The organism is Streptomyces sp. NPDC021020 (assembly GCF_044333285.1).
Classification (GTDB): domain Bacteria; phylum Actinomycetota; class Actinomycetes; order Streptomycetales; family Streptomycetaceae; genus Actinacidiphila.
In genome coordinates, this window is sequence record NZ_JBIRQQ010000001.1 from 132546 (window position 1) to 158766 (window position 26221).

Below are 26221 nucleotides of genomic sequence, written 5' to 3' on the forward strand. Positions count from 1 at the left end.
CCCCGCGCCGGCGCGCCGCCCCCTGCCAGACCGAAGAATATGCGTACGAAACTTCGTACGGAGGTCCGGTGGCCGGGCGCACCGCAGCGGGACCTCGCCTATCGTGTCCGGCGGCGGGATTCCACCCTCCCCGCCGCGAACAGCACGAGCACGGCGCGCACGGCCAGTGAGGAGGCGGGGATGCCGGAGACCGGCGGCCCGGCCGCACCGGTACGGCGCAGCAGCCTGCGCCAGCAGATCGCCGACGCCCTGCGCGACGAGGTACTCACCGGCCGCCTCCAGGCGGGCCGGCACTTCACCGTCAAGGAGATCGCCGAGCTGTACGGGGTCTCCGCGACGCCGGTGCGCGAGGCGCTCGTCGACCTGGCCGCGCAGGGCCTGCTCGACGTCGAGCAGCACCGCGGCTTCCAGGTGCGGCAGTTCAGCGCCGCGGAATTCCGCTCCCTCACCGAGGCCCGCGCCTTCGTCGTCGAGGCCTTCTTCCGCGAGCTGGCAGGCCAGGGCCGCGGCATGGGCCACGTCCCCGCCGACGTCCTGGCCTCCGTACGCCGCCGCGCCGAGGCCGCCGCGCACGCCGCCAGGGCCGGCAGCCTCGACGTCCTCGCGGGCTGCGACCTGCGCTTCTGGCGCGAGCTGTCCGCGATCCGCGGCAATCCGCACATCTGCGACTTCCTCGACCGCGTCCGCACCCAGACGTGGATCTACGCCGTCCCCCACCTGCGCGCCCTGGCCGACCCCGCGGGCGTCTGCTGGTCCGGCCACGTCGACCTCGTCGACGCGGTCGCGGCGGGCGACACCGCCGCCGTCCACGCCCTCACCGCGGAATCCACCGCCCACACCCGCGCCCTGCTCGAAAAGCTGGCGCCCGCACGCTCCTGACGCGACCGGCGCGGGCGACTTAGGCTGTACGCCCCCGACCGGATGGAGTTCGTACGTGGCCTGCGACCTGTGGCTGGTGCCGCTGGTGGACGTCCTCTGCCACAGCCCGGAAAACCCCTTCTCCGAGGAACTCGCCCGCTACGACAAGGCGCTCGGCGACGCAGGGCAGCCGCCCGTCCCCGTCTACGCCTACATGCCGGGCCTGTCCGGAGACGTCGCCCCCATCGCCTGCTTCGACTACGACGCCCTGCACTTCCTGCGCCGCGCCTACCTGCTGAGCCTGCAAGGCCTCGAAGTCTCGCCCGTCGACGAACTCGGCGGGGACTACGAGCAGTTGCTGGAGATGTTCGAGAGCACCGCGCAGGCCTCCCACCTGGTGTGGCACTACGACCACGCGGGCGCGTACGTGCCGCTGGACTTCCCGCACCCGGTCGTCAACGACGAGCTGCTGGAGAGCGGCGGCCCGCTGGGCTCCAGCCACGGGCTGCTGCGCGAGCTGGAGTTCGTCGCGCCCGCCATCGGCATCGACCCCGCCAACCCGCCGCAGGCCCCCGCCCCGCCCGACCGCCACACCACCCTCGAAGAGCCCGCCCTGACCGCCTCGAACCCGCCGCCCGGCCCCTTCGCGCGCGAGCACCACGTCTGGCTCGGCCTGCACGCGGCGGCAACCCGCTCGCTGGGCCAGGGCTCGATGATCGTCTTCAGCTGAGCGGACGTCGGCCGTATGTCGGCTCGGCAATATGCCGGGCCGACCGGCATATTGCCCAGCCGAACCGGCATATTGCGGGGCCGACCCGGCCGCCCGGCTATGGGCGCGGGTTTTCCGGCGGCCGCTGGCGCGGCATGTTCGGCCGCGCGCTCGGGTGGGGGACGCGCGGGGGCGGCGGGGGCTCGGTACGGGCCGAGGCGCACGCCGGGAACTGCGTCCGCAGCGGCGTCCCCGCCGAGCCGGGCCCGAAGTCCACCATCCAGTCCGCCGTCTCCATCCGGACCAGGTCCGCGACGTCGTCGCAGAAGCGCCGCAGGATCGCCAGGCAGCGCTCGGCGGCCTCCCCCGCGGTGCCCTCCGCCGGACCCAGCACCTCCCGGACGCTCTCCGACGCCCAGTCGAAGCGCAGCTGCTCAAGACGCCGCTCCACGCCCTGCGCGGTGCCCACGTCCCGCATCCAGCCCGCCGTCAGCCCCAGCACCCGGTCCGCGGCGACGCACACCGTGGCCAGCAGCAGCGCCAGATAGCCCCACGCCACCGGCGAGCCGCCCGCACCCGCCAGCTCCGCGAGCGGCAGCGCGGCGCCCACCGCGGCGAACGCCGCCGCCCCGCAGCGCAGCGCGCGCGCCCCGCGGCGCTTCCACAACCGGTCCCGCAGATACCAGTCCGCGGTGCGCAGCGCCCCGCACTCCGCCCACCGGTACAGCTCCTCCAGCCGCTGCGCGGGCTCGCCCCAGTCGCCGCGCGGGAAGGGCAGCGCCCGCAGATCCGCGCGCCCCGCCCGGCCGGGGCCGTCCTGCGGCCCGTACGGCACACCGTCCACCGCGTCGTACGGCTCCTCGCGCCGCTGGTCGTACGGCTCCTCGCACGGCCCGTCCTGCGGCCGGCCGTGCGGCTCGTGCCGGGGGTGCAGCGCCCGCCGCTCAGGCTCCTCCCGAGGGGATTCCTCGGGAAAACTGTCCTGCTGGCCCACCGCACGCTCCCTCGCTCCGCTCCGTGACCTGAAGTGACGAAGTTCTCTTCTTAGCGCCGAACCGCCGGGCCCGGCGGGGGCCGTCCGGGGTTTCGGCCCCCACCGGCCGCGTGATCAGGTGTGGGACCCGGACGGCGGTCGCCCGAAAGAGTGAGGTCGGCGGTGCCGGTGCGGGCCACTACCCTGGTGCGCGTGAAGGTCCTTGTCATCGGCGGCGGAGCCCGCGAACACGCCCTGTGCCGTTCCCTGTCCCTCGACCCCGACGTGACGTCGCTGCACTGCGCCCCCGGCAACGCGGGGATCGCGGACGTGGCGGAGCTGCACCCGGTCGACATCCTCGACGGCGCCGCCGTCGCCGGGCTCGCCGTGAGCCTCGGCGCCGACTTCGTCATCGTCGGCCCGGAGGCACCGCTCGTCGCAGGTGTCGCCGACGCGGTCCGCGCCCGCGGCATCGACTGCTTCGGCCCTTCCGGGGACGCCGCCCAGCTCGAAGGGTCCAAGGCCTTCGCCAAGGACGTCATGGCCGCGGCCGGGGTGCCCACCGCGCGCTCCTACGTCTGCGCCACCGCCGCGGAGATCGACCGCGCCCTCGACGCGTTCGGCGCGCCCTACGTCGTCAAGGACGACGGGCTCGCCGCGGGCAAGGGCGTCGTCGTCACCGACGACGCAGCCGCGGCCCGCGAGCACGCGCTCGCCTGTATCGCCGCCCCCTCCGGGCGGGTCGTCATCGAGGAATACCTCGACGGCCCCGAGGTCTCCCTCTTCGCCGTCACCGACGGCCACACCGTGATCCCCCTCCAGCCCGCCCAGGACTTCAAGCGCGCCCTCGACGGCGACGAAGGCCCCAACACCGGCGGCATGGGCGCGTACTCGCCGCTCCCGTGGGCCGACCCCAAGCTCGTCGACGAGGTCGAGCGGACGGTGCTCCAGCCGACCGTCGACGAGATGCGCCGCCGCGGCACGCCCTTCGCGGGCCTCCTCTACGCGGGCCTCGCCATCACCTCCCGCGGCGTGCGCGTCATCGAGTTCAACGCGCGCTTCGGCGACCCCGAGACCCAGGTCGTCCTCGCCCGCCTGCGCAGTCCCCTCGCCGGCCTCCTGCGCGCCGCCGCCACCGGGCAGCTCGCCGCGCACCCCGCGCTGCGCTGGAGCGACGACGCGGCCGTGACCGTCGTGGTCGCCTCCCACAACTACCCCGGCATCCCCCGCACCGGCGACCCCATCACCGGCCTCGCGGACGCGGCGACCGACTCCGCGTACGTCCTCCACGCCGGCACCCGCCTCGACGAGGCCGGCCGCGTCGTCAGCGCGGGCGGTCGCGTTCTCTCGGTGACCGCGACCGGATCCGACCTCGGCGCCGCCCGCGCCGCCGCGTATGCCGCGCTTGCGGCGATCCGCCTCGACGGGGCGCATCACCGTACGGACATCGCGGCGATCGCCTCCGGCGGGGCGTAGGGGGCTTGCGGCTTTCCCGCCGCGGGGGTTCCCGCGCCTGGCGGCGCGGGGTGTTTCCCACCCGCACCACCCGTGCGGGTAGGAGCGAAAAGTGCCGGTCTTCTTGTGGGGCTTGACCACCGTCGGCGGCGAGCCCGCCGTACAGCCCGGAGGGGGACGGTGCGGGGTGCCCCCGGAGGAATGCGCTTCCCCGTACCTCACCGACTCGGTGAGAGGGCGAGCGCGCATTCCGAGGAGGTGCCCCGTGGCGGCCCCCGACCCCACCCCCGCACGGAGTGCGCGATGCCGCGCCGGGGGACACCGACCGAACCCCCGCCACAAAGCGCAGAAAGTTCGGGGGAAGCCACTCCAAGGAGTGATGGCTCGGCCGTACCGCTGACCCGCTCGCGGGACGCGAACTAGGGTGCCGCGGAGGCGCACCGCGGGACATTGCGGCAAACAGCCGTACGGCCATTGCGATGTCGGTGGGCGGTGCGACAGTGGGGGGAGGCCGTCACCGGGGCGGTCACCGACGCGCAGGGGGTGAGCCGCCCGATGGCCGGAGAAGCAGGCGAGGCGTTCGCGCGGGCCCGCGCCCTCGCGGTCCTGCGGGTGCGCGGCGCCGCGCTCACCGCGGCCCTGCTGCCCGCGGCCGCCGCCGTGCTGCTGCACGCCGCCGCGGCGACCGGCCGCCTCACCGGCGCCGGATGGGAAGGCGTCCGCTGGGGCGTGACGGGCGCCGCACTCGTCGTGCTGGCCGTCACCGCGGCCGTGGCCGCGGTGATCGCGCGGGCCAGGCCCGCCGTGAGCCCGGCCGTCCCCGTTTCGGAGACCGCCGCCCCCGACCTGCACCGTATGGTCGCCGACCTGGCGGAGACGCTCCAGGTGCCGGCCCCGTCCGGCATAGAGCTGACGCCGGACTGCGACAGCTGGCTGGAGGACCGCAGGCCCGTCCCCGGCGCGGTGGAGCGGCGCCCCGCTCCCGTGCTGGTGATCGGCTCGCCGTTCCTGTGGTGGATGCGGGTCGCCGAGCTGCGCGCGCTGCTCGCGCCGGTGGTCGCGGGCACGGGCGCGGCGGCGGATCCGGAGATATTCGCCGCCCGGCGCTTCGTCCGGGGGCTGGACGCGGCCGCGGCGGTCGCCACGCAGGGCCGCCGGGAGCGGTCGGTGCTGCTGCGGCCCGCGTTCGGGGTGCTCGGCTGGTCGGTGCGGCTGCTGCTGCGCGGGTGCCGCGCGCATATCGCGGAGATGGAGCGCGGGGTGGCCGCGGGCGCGTCCGAGCGGGCGCAGGCCGTGGATTACGGGCTGCGGATCGTCGCCCAGGAGCAGGTGGGACTCGCGTACGCGGGCTGGGACCGGCTGCTGACCCGGGTCGCGCTCCCCGCGTGGCGGATGGGCCGCTGGCCCTCCCGGCTGGACGCCGGGGTGGTCGCCGCCCTCACCGAACTCTCCCGCCGGGACCGCCTCGCCGACGGCTTCGAGAGCAGGCTCGGCGAGCGGCCCGCGTGCGATCTGCTGGAGGAGCCCGGCGTGGTCGACGAGGCGGTCTCGCTGCTCGCGGCCCGGCTCTTCCACGGCGGCGCGCGGTGCGCCGGGCCCGACTGGGCGCCGGTGAGCTGGGCGCGGTATCCCGACGAGGTCGTCGACCGCATCTGGCGGGCGGAGGCCGCGCGGCTGATACGCGTGCTGGACGAGGTGCGGCCGGGGCGGAGGGCGGCGCCCGCCGCGGCGCCGGAGTACGGGCCCACGGCCCGGGGGCGCGGGGTGCTGCTCGGTACGGAGCCCGGCAACGCGACGCTGGCCCGGGTGATCGACCGGCTCGCCGCCGGGGGCAGCGAGGAGCTGGCCGCGCGGATCGGGGCGCTCGTGGCGGCGGACGAGCTGCCGCTCGGGGCGGTCGGCGCCGGGGGCGCCGGGGGCGCCGGGGAGGCGCCCGTGTACGAGCTGCTGCCGCCGCGGACGGGGCGGGAGCTCTTGACCGAGCACGTGACGGCGATCGTCTGCTGCGCCGCGGTGGACACGGCGGGGGCCGGGGCGGGGCTCGACTGGCTCGACGGCCCCGCGCTCGTGGTCGACGGCGCGCGCCGGGGCGACCTCGGGTGGCCGGTGCTCCGTCTTGTCGAGAACGGTGACGCGGCGCCGCTCAGGGCGTGGTTGTCGGCGCTGGGGGTTAGGCCGGAGGAAGCTTTGCGGCTCTCGTGAGCCGCCCCGGGGCGGGTGGCTCGGTTTGTCGCGCGACCTTCCCCCGGTGGGTGGTTGCGCGCGCAGTTCCTCGCGCCCCCGGTGTACCCGGCGGGGCATCGCGCACTCCGTGCGGGGGTGGGTCGGGGGCCACTCCGGGGGTACCTCCTCGGAATGCGCGTCCGACCTCGTGAGCTAGGTGGCGGGTCTTGCGTGCGCATTCCTCCGGGGGCACCCCCGGATCGTCCCCCTCCCGGGGTCTCGTGGGCGGCTGTCTGCCGGTGGGGGTGAATGTTGCAGGGACTACGGCTCGCCGCCGACGGCGAATGCGCCCCACAGGAAAACCGTCAGACGACGTCTTACCTGCACGGGTGGTGCGGGTGGGAACACCCCGCGCCGCAGGCGCGGGCACCCCCGCGGCGGGTCGGCCGCAAGCCCACCGCAAGGCGGACCGCCCGGGGCGCGGGCACCACCGCGGCGGGTCAGCCGCACGCCCCCCACCGCCCGGCGCAGCCGATGCTTACTCCCCCGAGCGAAATTCAGCACGAAACGTGACCGCCGCAGCGCATTCTGTGATGTGCTGGTCAGAGCACACCGCACCATTGCCCCGGCCTCCGCCCGGGACGGGAAGTGCGGGGAGTACGCGAGGGGCGGGGCGTCCGGCGGAGGTGGAGCGGGCGGCCGGCGGGGACGGAGGCTGGGCTGTGGGGGCGGATCGGATCAGGCGGTGGGAGTCGGGGGCGCTGGCGCACGGGGTGTCGGACCCGTTCGGGCAGGGGCCGCTGCCGTGGCTGAGGGGGGAGTCGGAGTACGCGGACGGCGGGGAGGGCGGTGAGCCGTCCGTGCCGTGGTACGTGGATCTGGCCGCGAGCAGCGGGGAGGCGCCGCGGCGGCCGCACCTGCCGGGGCCGCGGATGGCGGACGACGTGCGGCGGCAGATCAAGGGCTTCGCGTCTGCGGGGGGTGTGGCGCCGGGTGGGGCGATCGACTTCCGGATCACGGTGGATCCGCCGCAGGAGTTCACCGTGGACGTCTACCGGATCGGGCACTACGGCGGTGACGGCGCCGCACTGGTGAGCGCGAGCCCCCGGCTGTCGGGGATCGTGCAGCCGGCGCCGCTCAAGGCGGGCCGGACGGTGTCGTGCCACCACTGGTGGCAGTCGTGGCGGTTGCAGGTCCCGCCGAGCTGGCGGACGGGCGCGTACGTCGCCGTCCTGACGACTGCCGACGGCTACCGCAGCCATGTGCCGTTCACGGTGCGGGATCCCGCGGCCGCCGCGGATCTGCTGCTGCTGCTCCCGGACGTGACGTGGCAGGCGTACAACCTGTATCCGGAGGACGGCCGGACGGGCGCGAGCCTCTACCACGCGTGGGACGGCGAGGGGCGGCTGCTGGGGGAGGCGGACGCGGCCGGGACGGTGTCCTTCGACCGCCCGTACGCCGGTGCGGGCCTGCCGCTGCACATCGGGCACGCCTACGACTTCGTGCGCTTCGCGGAGCGGCACGGCTACGACCTGGCGTACGCGGACGCCCGCGACCTGCACGCCGGGCGGGTGGATCCGGCGCTCTACCGGGGGCTGGTCTTCCCGGGGCACGACGAGTACTGGTCGGCGCCGATGCGGCGGGCCGTGGAGCGGGCCCGGGATCTGGGCACCTCGCTGGTCTTCCTGTCGGCGAACACCATGTACTGGCAGGTGGAGCTGTCCGCGTCGGCGTCCGGTGAGCCGGACGGGCTGCTGAGCTGCCGCAAGCACCGCGGGGAGGGGCGCGGCGGCAAGGTCAGCCTGTGGCGGGAGCTGGGCGAGCCGGAGCAGCTGGTGCTCGGGGTGCAGTACGCGGGCCGGGTGCCGCAGCCGTCGCCGCTGGTGGTGCGGAACGCCTCGCACTGGCTGTGGGAGGCGACCGGCGCGGGTGAGGGCGACGCGATCGAGGGCCTGGTCGCGGGGGAGGCGGACCGGTACTTCCCGCGCGTCCCGCTGCCGGAGTCGACCGAGCGCATCCTCCTCGCGCACTCCCCGTACGAGTCGGCGGACGGCAGGAAGCGGCACCAGGAGACGTCCCTCTACCGGGCGCCCAGCGGCGCGTACGTCTTCGCGTCCGGCACTTTCGCCTGGTCGCCCGCGCTCGACCGGCCGGGCCATGTGGACGCCCGTGTCCAGCGGGCGACGGCCAACCTGCTGGACCGTATCTGCAAGCGCGACTGACACCCGGCGTGCCGGGTCCTCCCCGGTGCGCGAGAATCGGGGGCTGAACCACCTATTTGGGGAGGACGACCCATGCCCGGATTCGTCGACACACCGGAGCCCGTGCAGGTGCCCGGTCTGGTCCATCTGCACACCGGCAAGGTGCGCGAGCTGTACCGCGACGCCGACGGCAATCTGGTGATGGTCGCCAGCGACCGCATCTCGGCCTACGACTGGGTGCTGCCCACCGACATCCCGGACAAGGGGCGGGTGCTGACCCGGCTGTCCCTGTGGTGGTTCGACCAGCTCGCCGACCTGGTGCCCCACCATGTGATCAGCACCGACCTGCCCGCGGGCGCGCCCGCGGAGTGGGAGGGGCGGACGATGGTGTGCCGCGCGCTGGACATGGTGCCGGTCGAGGCGGTCGCCCGCGGGTATCTGACGGGCTCGGGGCTGCGCGAGTACACCGAGCACCGCACCGTGTGCGGGCTGGCCCTGCCCGAGGGCCTGGTGGACGGCTCGGAGCTGCCCGCGCCGATCTTCACCCCGGCGACCAAGGCCGCGGTCGGCGAGCACGACGAGAACGTGGCGTACGAGGAGGTCGCCCGCCAGGTCGGCGCCGAGACGGCGGCCCGGCTGCGGCAGACCACCCTCGCGGTCTACGGCCGCGCGCGCGACATCGCCAAGGAGCGCGGACTGATCCTGGCCGACACCAAGTTCGAGTTCGGGTACGTGGCGGGGGCCGACGACCACGACCTGGTCATCGCCGACGAGGTCCTGACCCCGGACTCCTCGCGCTACTGGCCCGCCGACCGGTGGGAGCCGGGCCACGCGCAGCCGTCCTTCGACAAGCAGTTCATCCGCGACTGGCTGACCTCGCCCGCCTCCGGCTGGGACCACACCGGCGACACCCCGCCGCCGTCGCTCCCTGCCGAGGTCGTCGAGCACTCCCGGGCGCGCTACATCGAGGTGTACGAGCGCCTCACCGGCACGCCCTGGACGTGACCCCGGCGGGTACGCGAAAGGCCCCGGTCGTGGTGACCGGGGCCTTCGCTTCACTGGAGCGGACGACGAGATTCGAACTCGCGACCCTCACCTTGGCAAGGTGATGCTCTACCAACTGAGCCACGTCCGCAGGTGGTGGACTTACTGTACCCGATCGGCTCAGCGGACCGGAAACCCCTTTCCACGGGACCGAGGTACGCGAAAGGCCCCGGTCGTGGTGACCGGGGCCTTCGCCTGACTGGAGCGGACGACGAGATTCGAACTCGCGACCCTCACCTTGGCAAGGTGATGCTCTACCAACTGAGCCACGTCCGCAGGTCGTGCAGATCACTCTACCCGACGATCCGGGAGGCGATCCGAGCGGGCGACAGGAATTGCACACTGCCCCTCCCCCCTGGAAGGGGGGCGCTCTACTACTGAGCTACACCCGCATGATGTCCGCTGACCTGGGCTTTTCCGGCCCCGCCCTCGGCGTGATCCCCACACTAGCGGAAGAGTGGGGGTGGATGTCCAATCAGTGGTGCCCGGCCGCGTCGCCGCCGCGGGCCGGGCACCCCGATCCCGGCGGAGCCTCAGCTCGCCTTGCTGAACGCCTCGTAGACCTTCTTCGGGATGCGCCCGCGCGCCGGCACCTCGAAACCGTTCGACTGCGCCCAGGCCCGGACGGTGGCCGGGGTGGGCGCGATCGGCGTGCGCTTGTAGGCGCGGCCGGAGAGGGTGCGGCGGCGGCCGGCCTCCACGTACGGGGCGAGGTCGTTGCGCAGTTTGTCGGCGTTCGCCGCCGAAAGGTCGATCTCGTACCACTGCCCGTCGACGCCGAATGCGATCGTTTCCGCGGCCTCGCCTCCGTCGAGATCGTCGGCAAGGGTGACCAGTACGCGTTGCGCCATAGGAATCGGTCCTTTCGTGCGGCGTCGGCGTGCGGCAACGGGTCCGCGCCGCTGGGGCCTTGGGCGGTCCGCTCGGCAGTGGGCCGCGGACCGGTCCCGCCGGTGCGGGCACACCGACGCGCAGGGTGTCGACAAAATGTGCATTCGGGGCGGTGCTGTGCGGTGTCACGGAATGGGCGGTGCTGGGACGGCAGATGTTACTGATAATTCCCGGCCCTGTGTCATCCCAAGCCTGTTCGTCATCGGGACCCTATGATTTTCCGCCGGGTTTCCCCAGGCATTTCGGCAGCCGATACATAAACGTGATGCATGATCAGCGGCTCATCCGAACGTAGCGGACTGACGACCCTCATATCTACCCGCGTAGAAATTCTCACCGGGTACGCTGGAGGACACCTCACGTACCACACCACCGGGAGTGCCAGTGGCACGCGTCGTAGTCGACGTCATGCTCAAGCCGGAGATCCTCGACCCGCAGGGCCAGGCTGTGCAGCGCGCGCTGCCCAGGCTCGGCTTCGCCGGGATCTCCGACGTCCGCCAGGGAAAGCGCTTTGAACTCGAGGTGGAGGGGCCCGTCGACGACGCCGCGCTCGCCCGCATTCGGGAGATGGCGGAAACCTTTCTCGCCAACACCGTGATCGAGGACTTCGACGTAAAGGTCGAGTCGTGACTGCCCGCATTGGCGTCGTCACATTCCCCGGCACGCTCGACGACCGCGACACCCAGCGCGCGGTCACCCTCGCGGGCGCGGAAGCCGTGCCGCTGTGGCACCGGGACAAGGATGTCAAGCAGGTCGACGCGGTCGTTCTGCCCGGCGGCTTCTCGTACGGCGACTATCTGCGGGCCGGGGCGATCTCCCGCTTCTCGCCGGTGATGGCGACGATTATCGAACAGGCGCACGCGGGAATGCCGGTGCTTGGCATCTGCAACGGATTCCAGGTGCTGTGCGAGGCCCATCTGCTGCCGGGTGCGATGCTGCGCAACACCGGGCTGCACTTCGTGTGCCGCGACCAGAAGCTGCGCGTCGAGACCTCCGCGACCGCCTGGACGGCCGACTACGCCGCCGGCGAGGAGATCTCGATCCCGCTCAAGAACATCGACGGCCGCTACACCGCCGACGAGCGCACCCTCGACGAGCTGGAGGCCGAGGGCCGGGTGGTCTTCCGCTACCTGGCCCGCGGCGAAGCCGCTGAGGGATACGGCAATCCGAACGGCTCGCTGCGCGACATCGCCGGCATCAGCAACGCCGCCGGGAACGTCGTCGGCCTCATGCCGCACCCCGAGCACGCCGTGGAACCGCTCATCGGCACCGGCCGCACCGACGGTCTGGCGTTCTTCACCTCGGTCATCAAGAAGTTGGTCAGCGCATGAGTCTCGACACTGTCAAGCACGCGGCCGAGACGCCGGACGCGGCCCAGCCCTGGAAGGAGCTCGGCCTCAAGGAGGACGAGTACGAGCGGATCCGGGAGATCCTGGACCGCCGCCCGACCGGCGCCGAGCTGGCCATGTACTCGGTCATGTGGTCCGAGCACTGCTCGTACAAGTCGAGCAAGGTGCATCTGAAGCAGTTCGGCGAGAAGGCCCCGCAGACGGACGCGCTGCTCGTCGGTATCGGCGAGAACGCCGGTGTGGTGGACGTCGGGCAGGGCTACGCCGTGACGTTCAAGATCGAGTCGCACAACCACCCGTCGTACATCGAGCCCTACCAGGGCGCGGCCACCGGCGTCGGCGGCATCGTCCGCGACATCCTCGCGATGGGCGCGCGGCCGGTCGCCGTCATGGACCCGCTGCGCTTCGGCGCCGCCGACCACCCCGACACCAAGCGCGTGCTCCCGGGCGTCGTCGCGGGCGTCGGCGGCTACGGCAACTGCCTGGGCCTGCCCAACATCGGCGGCGAGGTCGTCTTCGACCCCTGCTACCAGGGCAACCCGCTGGTCAACGCGCTGTGCGTGGGCGTCATGAAGCACGAGGACATCCACCTGGCCAAGGCGTCCGGCGCCGGCAACAAGGTCATCCTGTACGGCGCCCGGACGGGCGGCGACGGCATCGGCGGCGTGTCCGTGCTGGCCAGCGAGACCTTCGACGCGACCGGCCCCTCCCGGCGCCCCGCCGTCCAGGTCGGCGACCCCTTCCAGGAGAAGCTGCTCATCGAGTGCACCCTGGAGATCTTCGCGGAGAAGCTGGTCGCGGGCATCCAGGACCTCGGCGGCGCGGGCCTGTCCTGCGCGACCTCCGAGCTGGCCTCGGCCGGCTCCGGCGGCATGCGCGTCGAGCTGGACACCGTGCCGCTGCGCGACGCGACGCTCTCGCCGGAGGAGATCCTCATGAGCGAGTCGCAGGAGCGCATGTGCGCGATCGTCGAGCCCGACAAGGTCGACCGCTTCCTGGAGATCTGCGAGAAGTGGGACGTCATCGCCACCGTCATCGGTGAGGTGACGGAGGGCTCGCGGCTGGAGATCTTCTGGCACGGCGAGCAGATCGTGGACGTCCCCCCGCGGTCGGTCGCGCACGAGGGCCCGACGTACCACCGCCCGTACGCCCGCCCCGACTGGCAGGACGCGCTCCAGGCCGACAGCGCCGACACGCTGGCGCGCCCGGCGGACGGCGACGAGCTGCGCGCGCAGGTGCTGCGGGTCGTGTCCTCGCCCAACCAGGCGTCCAAGGCGTGGGTCACCGACCAGTACGACCGCTTCGTGCAGGGCAACACGGTGCTGGCGCAGCCGGAGGACTCCGGCGTCGTCCGTATCGACCCCGACACCAACCTCGGTGTCGCCCTCGCCACCGACGGCAACGGCCGCTTCGCGAAGCTCGACCCGTACACCGGCGCGCAGCTCGCGCTCGCGGAGGCGTACCGCAACGTCGCCGCGACGGGAGCGAAGCCGCTCGCCGTCTCGGACTGCCTCAACTTCGGCTCGCCCGAGGACCCGGCGGTCATGTGGCAGTTCGCCGAGGCCACCCGCGGTCTCGCGGACGGCTGCCTGGCGCTGGGTACGCCGGTGACCGGCGGCAACGTCTCCCTCTACAACCAGACGGGCGACGCCGCGATCCACCCGACGCCGGTCGTCGCCGTGCTCGGCGTGATCGACGACGTCACGCGCCGCACGCCCATGGCCTTCGCGGAGCAGGGCCAGCTCCTGCTGCTGCTCGGCGACACCCGGGCCGAGCTGGGCGGTTCGGCGTGGGCGCAGGTCGTCCACGACCACCTCGGCGGGCTGCCGCCCGTGGTGGACCTGGAGCGCGAGCGGCTGCTCGCCGAGATCCTGATCTCCGGTTCGCGGGACGGCATGATCGACGCCGCCCACGACCTGTCTGACGGCGGCCTGATCCAGGCCGTCACCGAGTCCTGCCTGCGCGGCGGCCACGGCGCCCGGCTCGTCGTGCCGGACGGCCTGGACGCCTTCACGTTCCTCTTCTCCGAGTCCGCGGGCCGCGCGGTCGTCGCCGTCCCGCGCTCGGAGGAGCTGCGCTTCACCGACATGTGCGGTGCGCGCGGCCTGCCCGTGGCGCGGATCGGCGTCGTCGACGGCGACGCGGTCGAGGTGCAGGGGGAGTTCACGATCCCGCTGGCCGAGCTGCGGGCGCAGTACGAGGGGACGATCCCGGGCCTGCTGGCCTGAGAACTCCCGCTTCTTCACGCGGCGGCGCGCTCCCCGGGAAGGGGGGCGCGCCGCCGTGTTTCGTCCGCGGCCCGTCCCCCGGGAGGGTTCGGCGCTGCCCGCCGTACGGGTGGCGGGCGGCCTGCCTGCGACGCTGCGGGTCCCGCGCGGACAAGTCTCTGCTGCCCGGCCGGTCGTGCCGGGCCGGTCGTGCCCGGCCGGTCGGCGGAGAGGAGAGGTCCATGGCAGGGATCCAGCAGCAGCGCGCGGGGAGTGGGCAGGCCCGGCCCACGGTGTGCCTGTGCATGATCGTCAAGAACGAGGCGAAGGTCGTCGAGCGGTGCCTCGCGGCGGCGCGCCCGCTCATCGACTCGTGGGTCATCGACGACACCGGCTCCACCGACGGCACGCAGGACCTCGTGCGCCGCGCCCTCCGCGGCATCCCCGGCGAGCTGCACACCGCGCAGTGGCAGGACTTCGGCCACAACCGCACCGTCAACATCCGCCGGGCCGTGGGCACCGCGGACTTCCTGCTGCTGCTCGACGCGGACATGGTCGTACGCGCCCCGGCCTCCTTCGACGCGAGCGGGCTCACCGCCGACGCGTACATGCTCCGGCACGCGGGCGACGTCGAATACCGCGTCAAACGCCTGGTGCGCGGCGCGCTGCCGTGGCGGTACGAGGGCGCCACGCACGAATACCTGACCGCCGACGTGCACCACACCGTCGCCGACCTCGACACGCTCGTGATCGACCACCGCGCGGACGGCGGCTCGCGGGCCGGCAAGTTCACCCGCGACGCCGCCCTGCTGCGCGCGGACCTCGCCCGCGACCCCGGCAACCCGCGCACCGTCTTCTACCTCGCCCAGACCCTGCGCGACCTCGGCGAGACGCAGGAGGCGATCACCCTCTACGAGCGGCGCGCGACGATGGGCGGCTGGGAGGAGGAGGTCTACTACGCCCTCCTCCAGGCCGGCTCCCTGCGCGCCGCCGCGGGCCCCGGCGCCTGGCCGCTCGCCATGGACACCCTGATCCGCGCCTGGCAGTCCCGCCCGCAGCGCCTGGAGGCCGTCTACGAACTGGTGACCCGCCTGCGCGGCGCGGGCCACCACACCGCCGCCCACGCCTTCGCCACCGCCGCCCTCGACCGCCCCGCCCCCGCGGACTGGCTCTTCGTCCAGCCCTGGATCTACCGCTGGGGCCTGCTCTTCGAATACTCGATCACCGCGTACTGGACGGGCGACCTCCCGGCTTCCCTGCGCGCCTGCGACCGCCTCCTCGCCCTGCCCGACCTCCCGCCCCGCTACCGTGAGCAGACCCTGCGCAACCGCGAGGCCGCGGCGCGGGGCGCGGTGCGGGCGGGCTGACCTCAACGCGCGGCGGCCTTCGCGAGCTTGGCGGTCTGGGCGGTGACGACGGCCATCGGGACCTCGGGGAAGCCCGGGTCGTCGTCCGCCCCCGTGACGTAGTAGACGGCGACCGTCGCCCCCGACCGCACGACCACGAAGTGGAATCTGCCGTGCACGGGCGCCCCGCCGTCCTCGTCGCCCTTGTCGTCGACGCTCGGCACGGTCTGGACGAGGTGGTACGACAGGGCCTCGTCACCGAGCTTCGGGTCGGCGAGCCGCTTCGGGCTGCCCCAGCTCTGCCCCGGCTCGGGGGACGCGAAGGACGTGCAGGTGCGCAGCGCGGTGCGCAGGTCCGCCATGAGCTGGGCCGCGTCGGCGGGGGCGTACGACTTCAGCGACATCATGAGCGCCCTCGGATCTTTGTCCGCGACGGGCATGACCATCTGCTCGACCACGGCGCCGTGCTGCTGCCGGGCGAGTGTCAGCGTCGTGTAGTAGAGCGGCGCGCAGGCCGCGGGGCTGACGGCGGGCAGCGCCTTGACGTTCCTGACGTTCACGGGCGACTGCACGCCGTCCCCGCTCCGCCCCGTCACGCTCCCGGTGTGCCACCCCGGCACGTCCTTCGCCCCGACGACCGCCTGCTCCAACTGCGCCTGCGTCAGCGGCCGTACGTCCGCCGGGACGGCCATCGGCGTCTCCGCAGGAGCACTGTGCGAGGCCGCCGCCTTCGCCTTGCCGCCGGTGTCCGCGCCTCCGCCGCCTCCGCCGCATCCGGCGACACCCGCGGCGGCGAGCACGACCGCCACCCCGACCACGAGCCCCCGCGCTGCTGCTGTGACCATGTGTTTCCCCACCCCTGAGCTGCTTTTTCCGGTGCGGGGGCCATTAGAGCAGGCGGGGGCCCGGGGGGTCAGCGCGCGGCGGCCTTCGCGAGCTTGGCGGTCTGGGCGGTGACGACGGCCATCGGGACGGCGGCCGGGTCGCCGTCCATCGCGAACTCGGAGTAGGTGGCGACCGTGGCGCCGCTGCGGACGACCACCACGTGGTAGAGCCCGTGGCCGGGCGCGTTCACGGCGTCCGGGTCCTCGCCGGGGATGGTCTGGACGGTGCGGAAGGCGACGGCGTCGTCCCCCGCCGCGGGGTCCGCGAGCTGCTGGATCGAGCCGTACGTCCCCGGCTGGGTCGGGGGCCCGTACTGCCCCTTGCAGGTGCTCAGCGAGGTGCGCAGATCCGTCACGACCCGGTCGGCGTCCGCGGCGGTGGCGTACGACCGCAGGCTGAGCAGCACGTCGTGCTCCCCGGCTCCCGACGAATCCGTCCGCACCCATTCCCCGGCGGCCGCGGTGAACGGCCCCCACCCGCCCATGAGGTGATCCGTCTCGGCGTACACCGGCCCGCACGCCACCGGAGCCGCCCGCGGCCTCTTCGCCGGATCCATGACGACCTGCGCGTACCCGCCCTTGCCCTCGGTCACCTCCGTCGTCCACCCCGGCAACTCGGCGGCCCCGACCTCGGCGCGCTCCAGCTGCGCCTGCGTCAGGCTCGGCGCATCCACGACCGCCCTGTGCGTGGCCTCGGCCTTGCTCTTCCCGCCCCCGCAGCCCGCCATCACGACCAGCGCGGCCGCGACCGCGACGACAGCCGCGGCCTTCGACGCCGTAGTGCCCATGGTGCCCCCACCCCTTGTGCCCTTGCACATGCTGTGCGGCCGCCATGAAACCACGCGCGCCGCGTGGCCGGTCGTCGGCGTCCAGCGGGCGTTCGACGCGCTCGGAGACAAGGCCGGGGCCGGATTCCGGATTCCTCCCGGTGTGCGGCGGTGCGCCCACTACAGTGACCGCCATGGGTGGGGTGGAGGGATTTGTGGCGGGGGGCCGCTACCGGCTCCTGGAGTCCGTCGGCCGGGGCGGCATGGGCCGGGTCTGGCGTGGTCACGACGAGACGCTCGACCGGCAGGTGGCCGTCAAGGAGGTGCTGCTCCCCGAGGGGGTCACCGCCGCCGAACGCGCCGAGCTGCTGGTCAGGATGCTGCGTGAGGCGCGGCTCGCCGCGCGGCTCCAGCACCCGGGGATCGTCACCGTGCACGACGTCGTCGAGGACGGCGGCACACCGTGGATCGTCATGGAGTTCGTGGCCGGGCGCTCTCTCGGCGCGCTGCTCGGCGACGAGGGGCGGCTGCCGTGGGAAAGGGCCGCCGCCGTCGGCGCGGACATCGCCGAAGCGCTCGCGCACGCGCATGCGGCCGGGGTCGTCCACCGAGACCTCAAGCCCGACAACGTGCTGATCGCCGGGCGCCGCTGCGTGCTCACCGACTTCGGCATCGCCCGCGTGCTGGACTCCACGACGAAGCTGACCCGTACCAACGCCCTCATCGGCACACCGCAGTTCATGGCGCCCGAACAGATCGAGGGCACCACGATCACGACGGCGGCCGACCTGTGGTCGCTGGGCGCATTGCTGTACACGGCGGTGGAGGGGCGGCCGCCGTTCGACGCGCCGGGCCTGATGCCCCTCTTCCACGCCATCCTCAGCACGCCGCTGCCGGCGCCGTCCCATGCCGGGCCCCTGAGCGGGCTGCTCGGGCGGCTGATGGAGAAGGATCCGGCGGCCCGGCCCTCGGCGGTGGAGACGGCGGAGCTGCTGCGGGGGGCGCTGGGCCCGGGCGCCGCGCCCGCACCTGTTCCCCGGCAGGGACCCGCCCGCGCCCCGGTGCCGACCGTCGTGGAACCCGCCGCGGCGCCCCCTCCCCCGCCGCGGCCGCCGGCCGCCCGCCCGGTCGACCACCTGCCCACCCGGCCGGCCACCGCGAGCCCTCCCCTGCCGGCCCGGCTGCCTGCGCCGCTGGTCACGCTGCGGCCCGTCCCTCGCACCTCGTGGCGGGAAACCCTGCCGGGAGGGGTGACCGGGCCCGTCTCCCTGAGCACGGCGCTGTCCGCCACAGCGGTCGCGTTCGACGCCAAGGGCAGGCAGCTCGCCACCGGGCACGACAGCGGCGTCGTCCAGGTCTGGAACGTCAAACGCCTCACCCTCGTGGAGCGTTTCACCTTCAGCGAGTCGGCGCATCTGCACAAGGTCGGCTTCAGCGACGACGGCAAGAGCGTGTTCGCGGGCGGAAGCAGCGGCGCCCGTCAGTGGAGGATCCGCAACGGTGACGTCAGCAACCTGTTCGTCGCCAATCTCCTGGACGGCACCGAGGGGGAGATGCACGACGTGCTGCGCGCCTACGACATGGACGTCTATGCCGCGGCAGGCAAGGACGGCGTGGGCACGATGAACGTCGCGGGCATGGTGATGCTGGCCCTCGTGTCCGCCATTACCAAGGAGACCCACGAGCTGCCGAAGGAACTGGAGGACCGGATGACTCCCGGATTCCTCAAGGTGGAGGGCGAGAGCGCGTACGGCCTGGCGATGTCCGCAGACTGCGCGCTGCTCGCGGTGGCCACCAGGAGCCCGCGGGTGCAGGTGTGGAACCGGGTGGGCCGTACGCTCACGGCCACCCTCACCACCGGCGACGGCACCCCGGTCACGGCCGTCGCCCTCAGCCCGGACGGTACGAAGCTTGCGGGCTGCGCCGAGCGCGACGCCGTCTACGTCTGGGACGTCCCCTCCCGCCGCCTCGACCTGGTCCTCGGCCCCGGCCACGGCCCGACCACCGGCCGCGACATCGCCTTCAGCCCGGACGGCGCATGGCTCGCGGTCACCGGCGACTACGGTGTGCGCCTCTTCAACACCCAGACCGGAGGCCCGACGGCCGCCCTCGGCACCCCCGGCATCCCGGCCGCGGCCTTCGCCTTCTCCCCGGACGCCAAACGCCTGGCCGTCGCCCAGCGGGGCGCCCCCCTGACCGTCCTCCCCCTCCCGCCGGGCTGACCCCGGCGCCGGGGCACGCCCTCCCGCCGCCCGGTGAAAACCGCTGGCCCGGGGCCCCGGGGGGCTGGTTGGGTGCGGGGCATGGGAAAAGGTGAGCTTCCGGGTGGGTACGAGATATCCGCCGACCCCGCGCGGATCGATGCCGCGCGCGTGCACGCGTGGCTGTCGGAGGATGCGTACTGGGCGCGTGGGCGGACGCGGGAGAAGCAGGACGCGGCCATGGCGGGGTCGCTGAACTTCGGGGTGTACGACAGCGCGTCCGGGGAGCAGTGCGCGTATGCGCGGGTCGTCACGGACATGACCACCTTCGCGTGGCTCTGCGACGTCTACGTGGCCCCCGCCGCCCGCGGCAAGGGCCTGGGCACCGCCCTGGTCGCCGCGATCCGCGACCACCTCGCCCCGTACGGCCTGCGCCGCCTCATGCTGGCCACGGCGGACGCGCAGGGCGTCTACGCGAAGGTGGGCTTCACGCCGATCGAGAACCCGGAGCAGTGGATGGTCCTCGGCGTCCAGATGTAGCGGCTTGCCGTCACCCCTCCTCGGTGGCCCGGTCACCAATGGGCCTGCCGGCTACGCGACCGCACCCCGGTCGTCCCGTCCTGTGCCAACGCAGCCGCGGCAGCGTGCAGCATCTCGCCGACCGGGGGCGAGGGACAGCCGGTCTGGAGCGTGACTTGCCGGGCGGCCTGGTGCACGAGCATGGGCAGGCCTCCCACGGCTCGCCGTCCCGCCATCTCGGCGGCGCGGCTGAGTGCAGTGGGCCAGGGGCGGTAGACGACATCTACGACGGTGCCGACAGGGTGGGCCTGGGCCGAGAGCGGCGCGAGGGCGTCGGCGACGCCGGGCGGTAACGCGGAGACGACGAGGTCCGCGGGCAGGTGATCCGCGGCGGCCCCCCAGGGCTCGATTCGGAGCTGGATGCCGATCCGCTCGCCCACGGCCTCAAGGGCGGAACAGGCCCGTCTGACGTCGCGGGCGATCACCGTCGCCCGGTCGCAGCCCAGTTCGCGGGCCGTCCAGGAGCGGGACCACGGTGCGCTTGAGCGGCATGGTCAGCGATAGGCCCGCCCATGTGCTGTCGAGGGAGTCGAGGAAGGCGGCCAGCCGGTCGGGGGTGCAGTCGATGGCCTGGTACGTCCAGTCAAGGCCGAGGGCCTTGTACGCGGCGCGGTGGAGCACCGGGGACAGGGCCTGGTCGATGGGTGAGCCGAGGACGGCGAGTTGCTTCATCAGAACGGCCGCCCCGGGGCGGGGGCGTGGTGGAGCATCGCGGTCACGCCCTCGTCGGACGGGGTGTAGCTGATGCCGCGCAGGATCGCGACGGGGACGCCGCGGCCGCGCTGGCCCAGGATGATGCCGGCGGCGGCGGCGATCATGTCGGTGAGGGTTTCCTCCTGCTGCTTGCCGTCGTGCTCGGTGGTCCGCAGCGGTGCCAGCCCGGCGGCGCCGATGGAGATGCACGTGGCCCCGCGCCGGTCGGCGCGGCCGTCGGAGTCGGCGACGACGACGGCCACGTTCGCGCCGGTGGCTGTGGTGAGGGCGTCGCGCAGGTTCCGGGCGGAGGCGTCGGGGTCGGCCGGCAGCAGCCAGGCCCCATCAGCTCCGGCCCGGTCGATCCCCGCGGAGGTGAGCTGGTAGCCCAGGTGGTGCCGGGCGATGATCGGGCCCTTCGGGGTAGCCAGGAAGTGCTGGGTGGAGTTGTCCAGGATGAGCTGCACGATTGCGGCGGGCTTGCCCGTCTGGGCGGACAGCTCCGCGGCCTCGGGGGAGGGGCTGATGTCGGCGAGGTCGACGTAGCGCTTCTCGGCGATGGACACGGCCTTGCTGGCCACCACAACGATGTCCCCGTCCTGGAGCGCGGTGCCGGTGCGCGTGAGGACGTCGGTGATGGCCGTGGCCAGGTCGTCGCCGGGCTGGACTTCGGGGAAGGGCTCCAGGGCGAAGGCGGAGAAGGCCGAGGTGGGGGCGGGGGTGGTCATCGTGGAGCTCCTGCGGCGGGGGTGAGAAGTGCGTGCAGACGGTCGTGTCCGGTTGCGAGCATCTGGGCCCGCTGCCCGGTGGTGGCGTGCTGCCCGCGGGTGAGCCAGTCGCGGACGCGGTGCAGGTAGTGCGGCCACAGCTGCCGGGCTGTGTCGGCGGGCGTGGCACCGGAGTTGACGACACGCCAGGCGTCCGCGAGGGGCAGCGGCCAAGGCCCGCCATCGTATCGGTCCGGGGGCAGGGCGAGGCCGTCCAGCGCGGTCAGCATGTCCCGGACCCGCTCGGGCGGAAGCGCGCGGTCCGCGGGTCGGTAGACGATCGGAGCCCCGCTGCGGGTGAAGGGGGGACGGTTCCAGGCGGCGGTCAGGTGGAGCAGTACGGGGACGGCCTGGTGGTAGATGGCCGGGAGGTGGTCGAAGGACCCGGCGTGCCGTTTCGGTGCGTTGACCCGTACAGAGGCGACGGGGCCGGTCGCGGCGGCGGTGAGCAGCAGGAAGGCGTCGATGCCGTATCCGGCCGTGCACGCTGCGAGGTCGGCGGGCAGTTCGGTGGCGGCCCGTAGGGCGGCGGCCAGGGCTGCGGCTGAGACGGCGAGGTCTCCGGCCAGGGGCTGGGGCACGTCGTGGCCGGTGGCCGCGGCGATCAGCGGGCGGGCGAGGTGGTTGGTCAGGTTGGCCTCGTCCCAGTGGCGCGGGTAGTCGGCGATGGCCAGCGCGGCGCCGCCGCGCACCCGGTCCAGCAGGGCGCGGTAGACGGCCGGGTCGGGGTTGCGGGTGTCGGTGTCGGCGATGAGCACCACGCCGGCGTCGGCGATCTCCGCGCGGCCGGCGGCGGCGAGGATCTGGGCGCCCTTGCCCCGCACGAGCCCGGTCAGTGCCATCTTCCCGGCCCGTGCCGGGGTGGCGGCGAAGGAGTCCGCGGTGTCGGGGGTGTCGGAGGAGTCGGCGTGCACGATGACCGCCCGTACGTCGTTCAGGGCGCTGTCCACGGCGGTGGTGGCGGCGGCGATCGTGGCGGGCTCGTTCCGGCTGGGCAGGATCGCGGCTGCGCGCCCGGTCGTCACGGGTACTCCTTGGTGATGAGGTCGGCGGCGGTCTGCGGGTCCGGCGCGTAGAGGTAGCTGTACGGGTGCTGTTCGAGCCGGGTGATCAGGTGGGTGCGCCAGCGGGCGAGCGGGGCGTCGTCCAAGGGCCAGACCGGTCCGTACGGGGCACCGGTGGGGCCGGTCAGTGGGGTGGGCAGGCCGCTGATGTACCGGGCGGCGGCTTCGTGGAGGCGGAGCTGTTCGTTCGCGGAGAACGGCGCGGCCGGCACCAGCAGCGGGCCGGGAACGGCAGGGTGGACGGTGAGGCGGACGGCCGCGGCCAGGGGGACGGGCACGCGGAGGAACGGTGCGAGGTCGACCACGGGCTTCGGGGCCTGCCACAGCGCGGGGTCGTGCGGGCGGACGGCGGCTGTCGGCTTGCCCGGCAGGATCAGCAGCTTGTTGTCCTCCTCGGCCAGGACGGTCAGGTCGTCACCGGCGTGGGTCCAGCCCCGCTGGCCGAGCGCCAGGGTCACGCTGGTCTTGCCCGCGCCCTTGGTGCCCAGCAGCAGGACCCCGTGCCCGGACGGGGTGACGGCCGCGTTGGCGTGGAGGGTGACCATCTGCCGCTGCTGGCGGGCGCGCTCCAGCGCGGTGTACGTGGCGTAGGCAAGCGTCGCGGACCCGGCGGCGCCGCGGGGAAGGCTCATCCGCACGGTTGGTCCGTCCACGGCCACGGTGGGCTGCGTGTCGGCGTACGTCACCGCTACGGCCGGGCAGTCCTTGGGCCCGGCGCCCGGGTTGAGGAGGTGCCAGCCGCCGGGGAGCCGGTCGGCCGCCGTGGCGGCCGGGCCCGTGTCCAGTCCCGGCGGCAGCTCCAGGCCGGCGGTGAGGTGGCCGGTCGCCACAGCGGCCTGGCTCACGACACCAGCTCGGACCGGTCGAGTTCGGCCAGCAGCTCGGCCAAGGGCAGAACGGTGGGCAGGTAGCGCTGGTTGTCCACGAGGTCAGGCACCCAGTCCGTACGGTGCAGCACGGCGCGCACCAGGTCCTCGTTGGCCGGGCCGGGGCGGGCGGTGGTGATGTCGAGCATGGCGGGCTCGGGGTAGCGGCTGCCGTTGCGCCACATCACCGCGATGCGGCACGGCCCGCCGGTCTTCTTGGCGAGGGCGCGGCTGGCCTCGTCCACGAGCCAGCCGCCGACCTTGCCGACGTGGTAGGCGGGGTTCTTCCCGAACAGGGCTTCGTTGCCCGCCTGCTGGCCGGGGGCGATCAGCCCGGAGCGGGCGTTGCCCCGGCCGACCATCCCGTCCTCGCCGTAGTCGACGGCCGAGCCGGACACGGTGAAGTATTGGCCGGACAGGGGACCCCTGCGGCTGTTGCGGGTATTGCACACCACCGTGACCGGGCCGGGCAGGCGCTGGAGGAGCTGGTCGGTCAGTTCCTGGGCGGCGTCATGGACGGCGTCCTCGAACTCTGCGCTGCTGGACAGGTGCCCGGCCACGGCCGGGACGCACACCGTGACCGTCAGGGCGTGCCCTTCGCGGACGACCAGGGCCTTGATGTCGCTGCCGGCCCACGGCTGCCGGCGGAACCAGGCTTCGGTGAGCAGCGCGACGGTCTCGGCCGTGGTGCGGGGCGCGGTGGCGACGAGGAACGCGGTGTCGTTGCTGAAGGCGGTGGGGCGCTCGGGCAGGTCCTCCAGGGTGCGCGGGGCGAACCAGCGGGGGAACTTGGAGGAGTCGGTCGTCTGATGCTCGACCTGCCACACGATCTGCTCGAACCCCGGCAGGGCGGTGCACAGCTGCTCGGCAGCGGCGCTTTCGAGGATGTCGCGGACGGGGATCACCCGGCCGCCGAAGGACGTGGAGATGCGGCCGCCGAAGACCACCCGGACGGGGCGGTCGTAGCTGCCGTCGGTGTCGCCGAACCGGGCGCGGCCTCCGAGGACGGCGACCTTGTCCAGGTTGTGGTGGAGGACGGCGCCGAACTCGCGCAGGCAGTATTCGCTGTAGCGGATCGAGGCCAGCTCGGCGATGGAGTCCGCGAGGGTGTCCGGGTGGCCGACGCCCTTGCGCTCGACGACCTCGACGTCGAGGTCATGGGGCAGTACGGGCGGCAGGAGCGGTGCGCGCATTGCGGTAGGCATGGTTGATGACCTCCAGGGTGCGGCGGAGCTGGGGGAGCGGGAACAGGGACGGGTGGCGCGGGCCGGCATCACCGTCAGCGGGCAGCGCGCGGTACATGGCCTGGCGCAGCATCAGGTCGCTCGGCGCGGCCTCCGGTCTGCCGAGACCGGCTTCGAGGTTGTGGCCGCGCACTTGCACGTGCCGGCCGTCGTCCAGGTGCAGGCTCACCTCGTGGCGCCGCGGCGCGTCGCTGTCGACCCGGGCGTCAACCGTCAGCAGCGCGCCGCCCTCGAACGAGATGGTCGCGGTGATGCGGTCCTCGGACTCCGCCCACCGCCGGACGCGGTGCACCTCGCTGGTGCAGCCCGTGACGGGCTGCACCGGCAGGAGGCGCAGGGCGAGTGCCAGGCCGTGGATGGCCTGCTGGTGCAGGATGCCCCCGGCGGTGGCGTACCGGGTGCGCCAGTCGCGGTAGTAGCCGATGTCCCGGCGGCACACCAGCGTCACCGCGGCCCGCTGGACGGGCGGCGCCTGGTTGAGCAGCTGCGCGAGCCCGGGGGCGAAGTGCGGCTGGAAGCCCACGAAGATCCGGTCGTCCTCCGGTGCCGGCGCCAGCTCGGACGGGTCGAGCGTGGCCGGCTTCTCCACCAGGACCGTCGCACCGGCCCGCGCGGCGGCGCGGGCGGCCACCAGCGCGGTGCCGGGCGGCGTCGCCACCACGACCATGTCCGGCGCGAAGTCCTCCAGCGCTGTCCCCCAGTCGGCGAGCAGCGGCACCCCGGCGGGCGGGGCGACGACCGGAGCCGGGTCGGCGACGGCCACCAGGTCCACCCCGCTGGTGCCAGTCAGGGCCTGCGCGTGCTTGGTCCCGACCTCCCCGTAGCCGATGAGCAGCGCCCGCTTCATGCCAGCCCGCCCGGGACGGCGCCGCGCAGGAACGCCGCGCCGCGCGTGAGCGCCTCGCCGGGGGTCTCGCGTACGTGGGTCTCCAGCGCGTACGGCAGCCCCGGCCGCGCCCTGTCCAGCGCGGGGAGCAGGTCCGTGTAGGGCACGTCGCCGCTGCCCGCCGCCACGAACCGCTTCGTGCCGTCGCCGCGTGGCACGTAGTCCTTGACGTGGACGTACTCCACGCGAGGGGCGAGGGCTTCGACGACGTCCGGCGTGCCGTGACCGACCTCGAAGAGGTTCCCGAGGTCGAGCCACAACCCCAGCGCGGGGTGCTCTGCCAGCACGTCCAGCAGCGGGCCCGGCTCGGCGACCGTGCACACCGGCTCGTTCTCCAGCAGCAGCCGCACCCCAGCTTGCTCCGCGGCCTTGAGGGCGTACGTCAGCAGCGGGTCGTCCCGGAACGTCTCCGTCTGCTCGCCCACGGACAGGTGGGAGAAGACACGGACGCGGGTGGTGCCCAGGATGCCGGCGACGACCAGCGCGCGGTCCACCCAGCGCTTCCTGTCCGTCGACGGCACCTGCGTGGGGAAGCCGAAGCTGTCCACCCGGCCGGGTATGGCGTCGGGGCGGCACCACTTCCACAGCGGGGAGGCCAGCGCCGCGACGTGCAGCCCCCGTTCGTCGGCCAGCCGCCGGACCTCGCGCAGCTTCGCGTCGTCCAGGACGAGGGCGTTGGCGCCGTGGGCCGTACGGATCTCCAGGTGGCTCACGCCGAGGGCGAGGGCCAGGTCCATGCCGACGGCGGGGTCTTGGCCCAGCTCGTCGGGGTTGAGCACGGTGATTGCCTGCACGGGTTCTCCTCGTCAGATGCCTGCGCTTGAGACGGCAGGGCCGCGCGCCCCGCAGGAGGCGGGACGCACGGCCTGGAGCCCGGGGCTAGGAGCCGCCGCCGGGCGGGGGCGGCTGCGGGTGCGGGCCCGGCGGCGGTCCGGGCGGGGGCGGCGGGGGAGGCTGCGGCTGACGCATGTCGGGACACTCCTTCGTCCGTGGGGGCCGGTGCAGCGCCTGGACGACCGGGCGCTTGCTGGCGGTTCTGCGTGCACTCACAGGCTGGGGAGAAAAGCGGAGGAA

The 26221-nt window shown here is 73.8% G+C and carries 24 protein-coding genes and 3 tRNA genes; 12 read left to right on the forward strand and 15 right to left on the reverse strand.

Going from position 1 to position 26221, the window contains the following annotated elements; genetic code table 11:
* Nucleotides 1–180: 180 nt before the first annotated feature.
* Together ACH4SL_RS00565 and ACH4SL_RS00570 are read left to right on the forward strand one after the other, a co-directional pair.
* Nucleotides 181–879 (forward strand): GntR family transcriptional regulator, encoded by a 699-nt coding sequence (locus tag ACH4SL_RS00565; RefSeq protein WP_398441073.1) that lies wholly within the window; start codon nt 181–183, stop codon nt 877–879.
* Nucleotides 880–934: 55 nt separating this feature from the next.
* On the forward strand, nt 935–1588 hold the full coding sequence (locus ACH4SL_RS00570; RefSeq protein WP_398441074.1) for a hypothetical protein: 654 nt from the start codon (nt 935–937) through the stop codon (nt 1586–1588).
* 97 nt (nt 1589–1685) lie between these two features.
* On the opposite strand, the gene ACH4SL_RS00575 is transcribed toward ACH4SL_RS00570, so the two are convergent.
* A complete protein-coding gene (locus tag ACH4SL_RS00575; RefSeq protein ID WP_398441075.1) occupies nt 1686–2561 on the reverse strand; it encodes an SLATT domain-containing protein in 876 nt (291 codons plus the stop codon).
* A gap of 192 nt (nt 2562–2753) precedes the next feature.
* Between ACH4SL_RS00575 and purD the strand changes: the two genes are divergently transcribed.
* The 4 genes from purD (at nt 2754) to ACH4SL_RS00595 (ending at nt 9364) form a co-directional block, all read left to right on the forward strand.
* Complete coding sequence (gene purD, locus ACH4SL_RS00580) at nt 2754–4016, forward strand: phosphoribosylamine--glycine ligase (protein WP_398441076.1); 1263 nt, start codon at nt 2754–2756, stop codon at nt 4014–4016.
* Nucleotides 4017–4550: 534 nt separating this feature from the next.
* Complete coding sequence (locus ACH4SL_RS00585) at nt 4551–6197, forward strand: hypothetical protein (RefSeq protein ID WP_398441077.1); 1647 nt, start codon at nt 4551–4553, stop codon at nt 6195–6197.
* A gap of 683 nt (nt 6198–6880) precedes the next feature.
* Nucleotides 6881–8380, forward strand: coding sequence for a N,N-dimethylformamidase beta subunit family domain-containing protein (locus ACH4SL_RS00590; protein ID WP_398441078.1), 1500 nt, complete (start codon nt 6881–6883; stop codon nt 8378–8380).
* A gap of 72 nt (nt 8381–8452) precedes the next feature.
* Nucleotides 8453–9364 carry a phosphoribosylaminoimidazolesuccinocarboxamide synthase gene (locus tag ACH4SL_RS00595; protein ID WP_398441079.1) on the forward strand — a complete coding sequence of 304 codons (912 nt, stop codon included), beginning with the start codon at nt 8453–8455 and terminating at the stop codon, nt 9362–9364.
* Between the two features lie 54 nt (nt 9365–9418).
* Here the strand turns inward: ACH4SL_RS00595 and ACH4SL_RS00600 are convergent.
* The 4 genes from ACH4SL_RS00600 to ACH4SL_RS00615 all read right to left on the reverse strand — a co-directional run bounded on the left by ACH4SL_RS00600 (nt 9419) and on the right by ACH4SL_RS00615 (nt 10254).
* Nucleotides 9419–9494: transfer RNA gene (locus ACH4SL_RS00600), tRNA-Gly, on the reverse strand.
* A gap of 109 nt (nt 9495–9603) precedes the next feature.
* A tRNA-Gly gene (locus ACH4SL_RS00605) sits at nt 9604–9679 on the reverse strand.
* Between the two features lie 44 nt (nt 9680–9723).
* A tRNA-Gly gene (locus ACH4SL_RS00610) sits at nt 9724–9795 on the reverse strand.
* A gap of 141 nt (nt 9796–9936) precedes the next feature.
* Nucleotides 9937–10254, reverse strand: coding sequence for an Lsr2 family protein (locus ACH4SL_RS00615; RefSeq protein WP_398441080.1), 318 nt, complete (start codon nt 10252–10254; stop codon nt 9937–9939).
* Between the two features lie 424 nt (nt 10255–10678).
* Here ACH4SL_RS00615 and purS point away from each other — a divergent pair, with 424 nt between their 5' ends.
* The 4 genes from purS (at nt 10679) to ACH4SL_RS00635 (ending at nt 15217) form a co-directional block, all read left to right on the forward strand.
* A complete protein-coding gene (purS, locus tag ACH4SL_RS00620) occupies nt 10679–10924 on the forward strand; it encodes a phosphoribosylformylglycinamidine synthase subunit PurS (RefSeq protein WP_031516589.1) in 246 nt (81 codons plus the stop codon).
* The gene (gene purQ, locus ACH4SL_RS00625; RefSeq protein WP_398441081.1) at nt 10921–11625 is read left to right on the forward strand and encodes a phosphoribosylformylglycinamidine synthase subunit PurQ; all 705 of its coding nucleotides are present in this window, start codon (nt 10921–10923) and stop codon (nt 11623–11625) included. Before purS ends, purQ begins: the two co-directional genes overlap by 4 nt.
* The gene (purL, locus tag ACH4SL_RS00630; protein ID WP_398441083.1) at nt 11622–13871 is read left to right on the forward strand and encodes a phosphoribosylformylglycinamidine synthase subunit PurL; all 2250 of its coding nucleotides are present in this window, start codon (nt 11622–11624) and stop codon (nt 13869–13871) included. The genes purQ and purL overlap by 4 nt, the downstream gene beginning before the upstream one ends.
* A 221-nt stretch (nt 13872–14092) precedes the next feature.
* Entirely contained in the window at nt 14093–15217 is a 1125-nt protein-coding gene (locus ACH4SL_RS00635; RefSeq protein WP_398441084.1) for a glycosyltransferase, read from the forward strand.
* A 2-nt stretch (nt 15218–15219) separates the two neighbouring features.
* Here the strand turns inward: ACH4SL_RS00635 and ACH4SL_RS00640 are convergent, their stop codons facing one another.
* Nucleotides 15220–16041, reverse strand: coding sequence for a hypothetical protein (locus ACH4SL_RS00640; RefSeq protein WP_398441086.1), 822 nt, complete (start codon nt 16039–16041; stop codon nt 15220–15222).
* Between the two features lie 68 nt (nt 16042–16109).
* Nucleotides 16110–16868: a hypothetical protein gene (locus tag ACH4SL_RS00645; RefSeq protein WP_398441087.1), complete on the reverse strand. Its 759-nt coding sequence runs from the start codon at nt 16866–16868 to the stop codon at nt 16110–16112.
* A 173-nt stretch (nt 16869–17041) separates the two neighbouring features.
* On the opposite strand from ACH4SL_RS00645, the gene ACH4SL_RS00650 reads away from it, so the two are divergent.
* Together ACH4SL_RS00650 and ACH4SL_RS00655 are read left to right on the forward strand one after the other, a co-directional pair.
* Nucleotides 17042–19069 (forward strand): WD40 repeat domain-containing serine/threonine protein kinase, encoded by a 2028-nt coding sequence (locus tag ACH4SL_RS00650; protein WP_398441089.1) that lies wholly within the window; start codon nt 17042–17044, stop codon nt 19067–19069.
* 81 nt (nt 19070–19150) lie between these two features.
* Nucleotides 19151–19588 carry a GNAT family N-acetyltransferase gene (locus ACH4SL_RS00655; RefSeq protein WP_398441090.1) on the forward strand — a complete coding sequence of 146 codons (438 nt, stop codon included), beginning with the start codon at nt 19151–19153 and terminating at the stop codon, nt 19586–19588.
* A 32-nt stretch (nt 19589–19620) separates the two neighbouring features.
* Here the strand turns inward: ACH4SL_RS00655 and ACH4SL_RS00660 are convergent, their stop codons facing one another.
* Genes ACH4SL_RS00660 through ACH4SL_RS00695 form a run of 8 tightly spaced genes read right to left on the reverse strand, consistent with a single transcriptional unit; the run spans nt 19621 to nt 25941 of the window.
* Nucleotides 19621–20007: a hypothetical protein gene (locus tag ACH4SL_RS00660; protein ID WP_398441092.1), complete on the reverse strand. Its 387-nt coding sequence runs from the start codon at nt 20005–20007 to the stop codon at nt 19621–19623.
* Nucleotides 20008–20011: 4 nt separating this feature from the next.
* The gene (locus ACH4SL_RS00665; RefSeq protein ID WP_398441094.1) at nt 20012–20299 is read right to left on the reverse strand and encodes a hypothetical protein; all 288 of its coding nucleotides are present in this window, start codon (nt 20297–20299) and stop codon (nt 20012–20014) included.
* Nucleotides 20299–21048 carry a coenzyme F420-0:L-glutamate ligase gene (locus ACH4SL_RS00670; protein ID WP_398441095.1) on the reverse strand — a complete coding sequence of 250 codons (750 nt, stop codon included), beginning with the start codon at nt 21046–21048 and terminating at the stop codon, nt 20299–20301. Before ACH4SL_RS00670 ends, ACH4SL_RS00665 begins: the two co-directional genes overlap by 1 nt.
* Complete coding sequence (locus ACH4SL_RS00675; RefSeq protein WP_398441096.1) at nt 21045–22112, reverse strand: hypothetical protein; 1068 nt, start codon at nt 22110–22112, stop codon at nt 21045–21047. Before ACH4SL_RS00675 ends, ACH4SL_RS00670 begins: the two co-directional genes overlap by 4 nt.
* On the reverse strand, nt 22109–22996 hold the full coding sequence (locus tag ACH4SL_RS00680) for a hypothetical protein (protein WP_398441097.1): 888 nt from the start codon (nt 22994–22996) through the stop codon (nt 22109–22111). The genes ACH4SL_RS00675 and ACH4SL_RS00680 overlap by 4 nt, the downstream gene beginning before the upstream one ends.
* Nucleotides 22993–24210, reverse strand: coding sequence for a methionine adenosyltransferase (locus ACH4SL_RS00685; RefSeq protein WP_398441098.1), 1218 nt, complete (start codon nt 24208–24210; stop codon nt 22993–22995). The genes ACH4SL_RS00680 and ACH4SL_RS00685 overlap by 4 nt, the downstream gene beginning before the upstream one ends.
* Nucleotides 24173–25108, reverse strand: a complete 936-nt coding sequence (locus ACH4SL_RS00690; RefSeq protein ID WP_398441099.1) for a Gfo/Idh/MocA family protein — start codon at nt 25106–25108, stop codon at nt 24173–24175. Before ACH4SL_RS00690 ends, ACH4SL_RS00685 begins: the two co-directional genes overlap by 38 nt.
* Nucleotides 25105–25941, reverse strand: a complete 837-nt coding sequence (locus tag ACH4SL_RS00695; RefSeq protein ID WP_398441100.1) for a sugar phosphate isomerase/epimerase family protein — start codon at nt 25939–25941, stop codon at nt 25105–25107. Before ACH4SL_RS00695 ends, ACH4SL_RS00690 begins: the two co-directional genes overlap by 4 nt.
* Nucleotides 25942–26221: the final 280 nt, after the last annotated feature.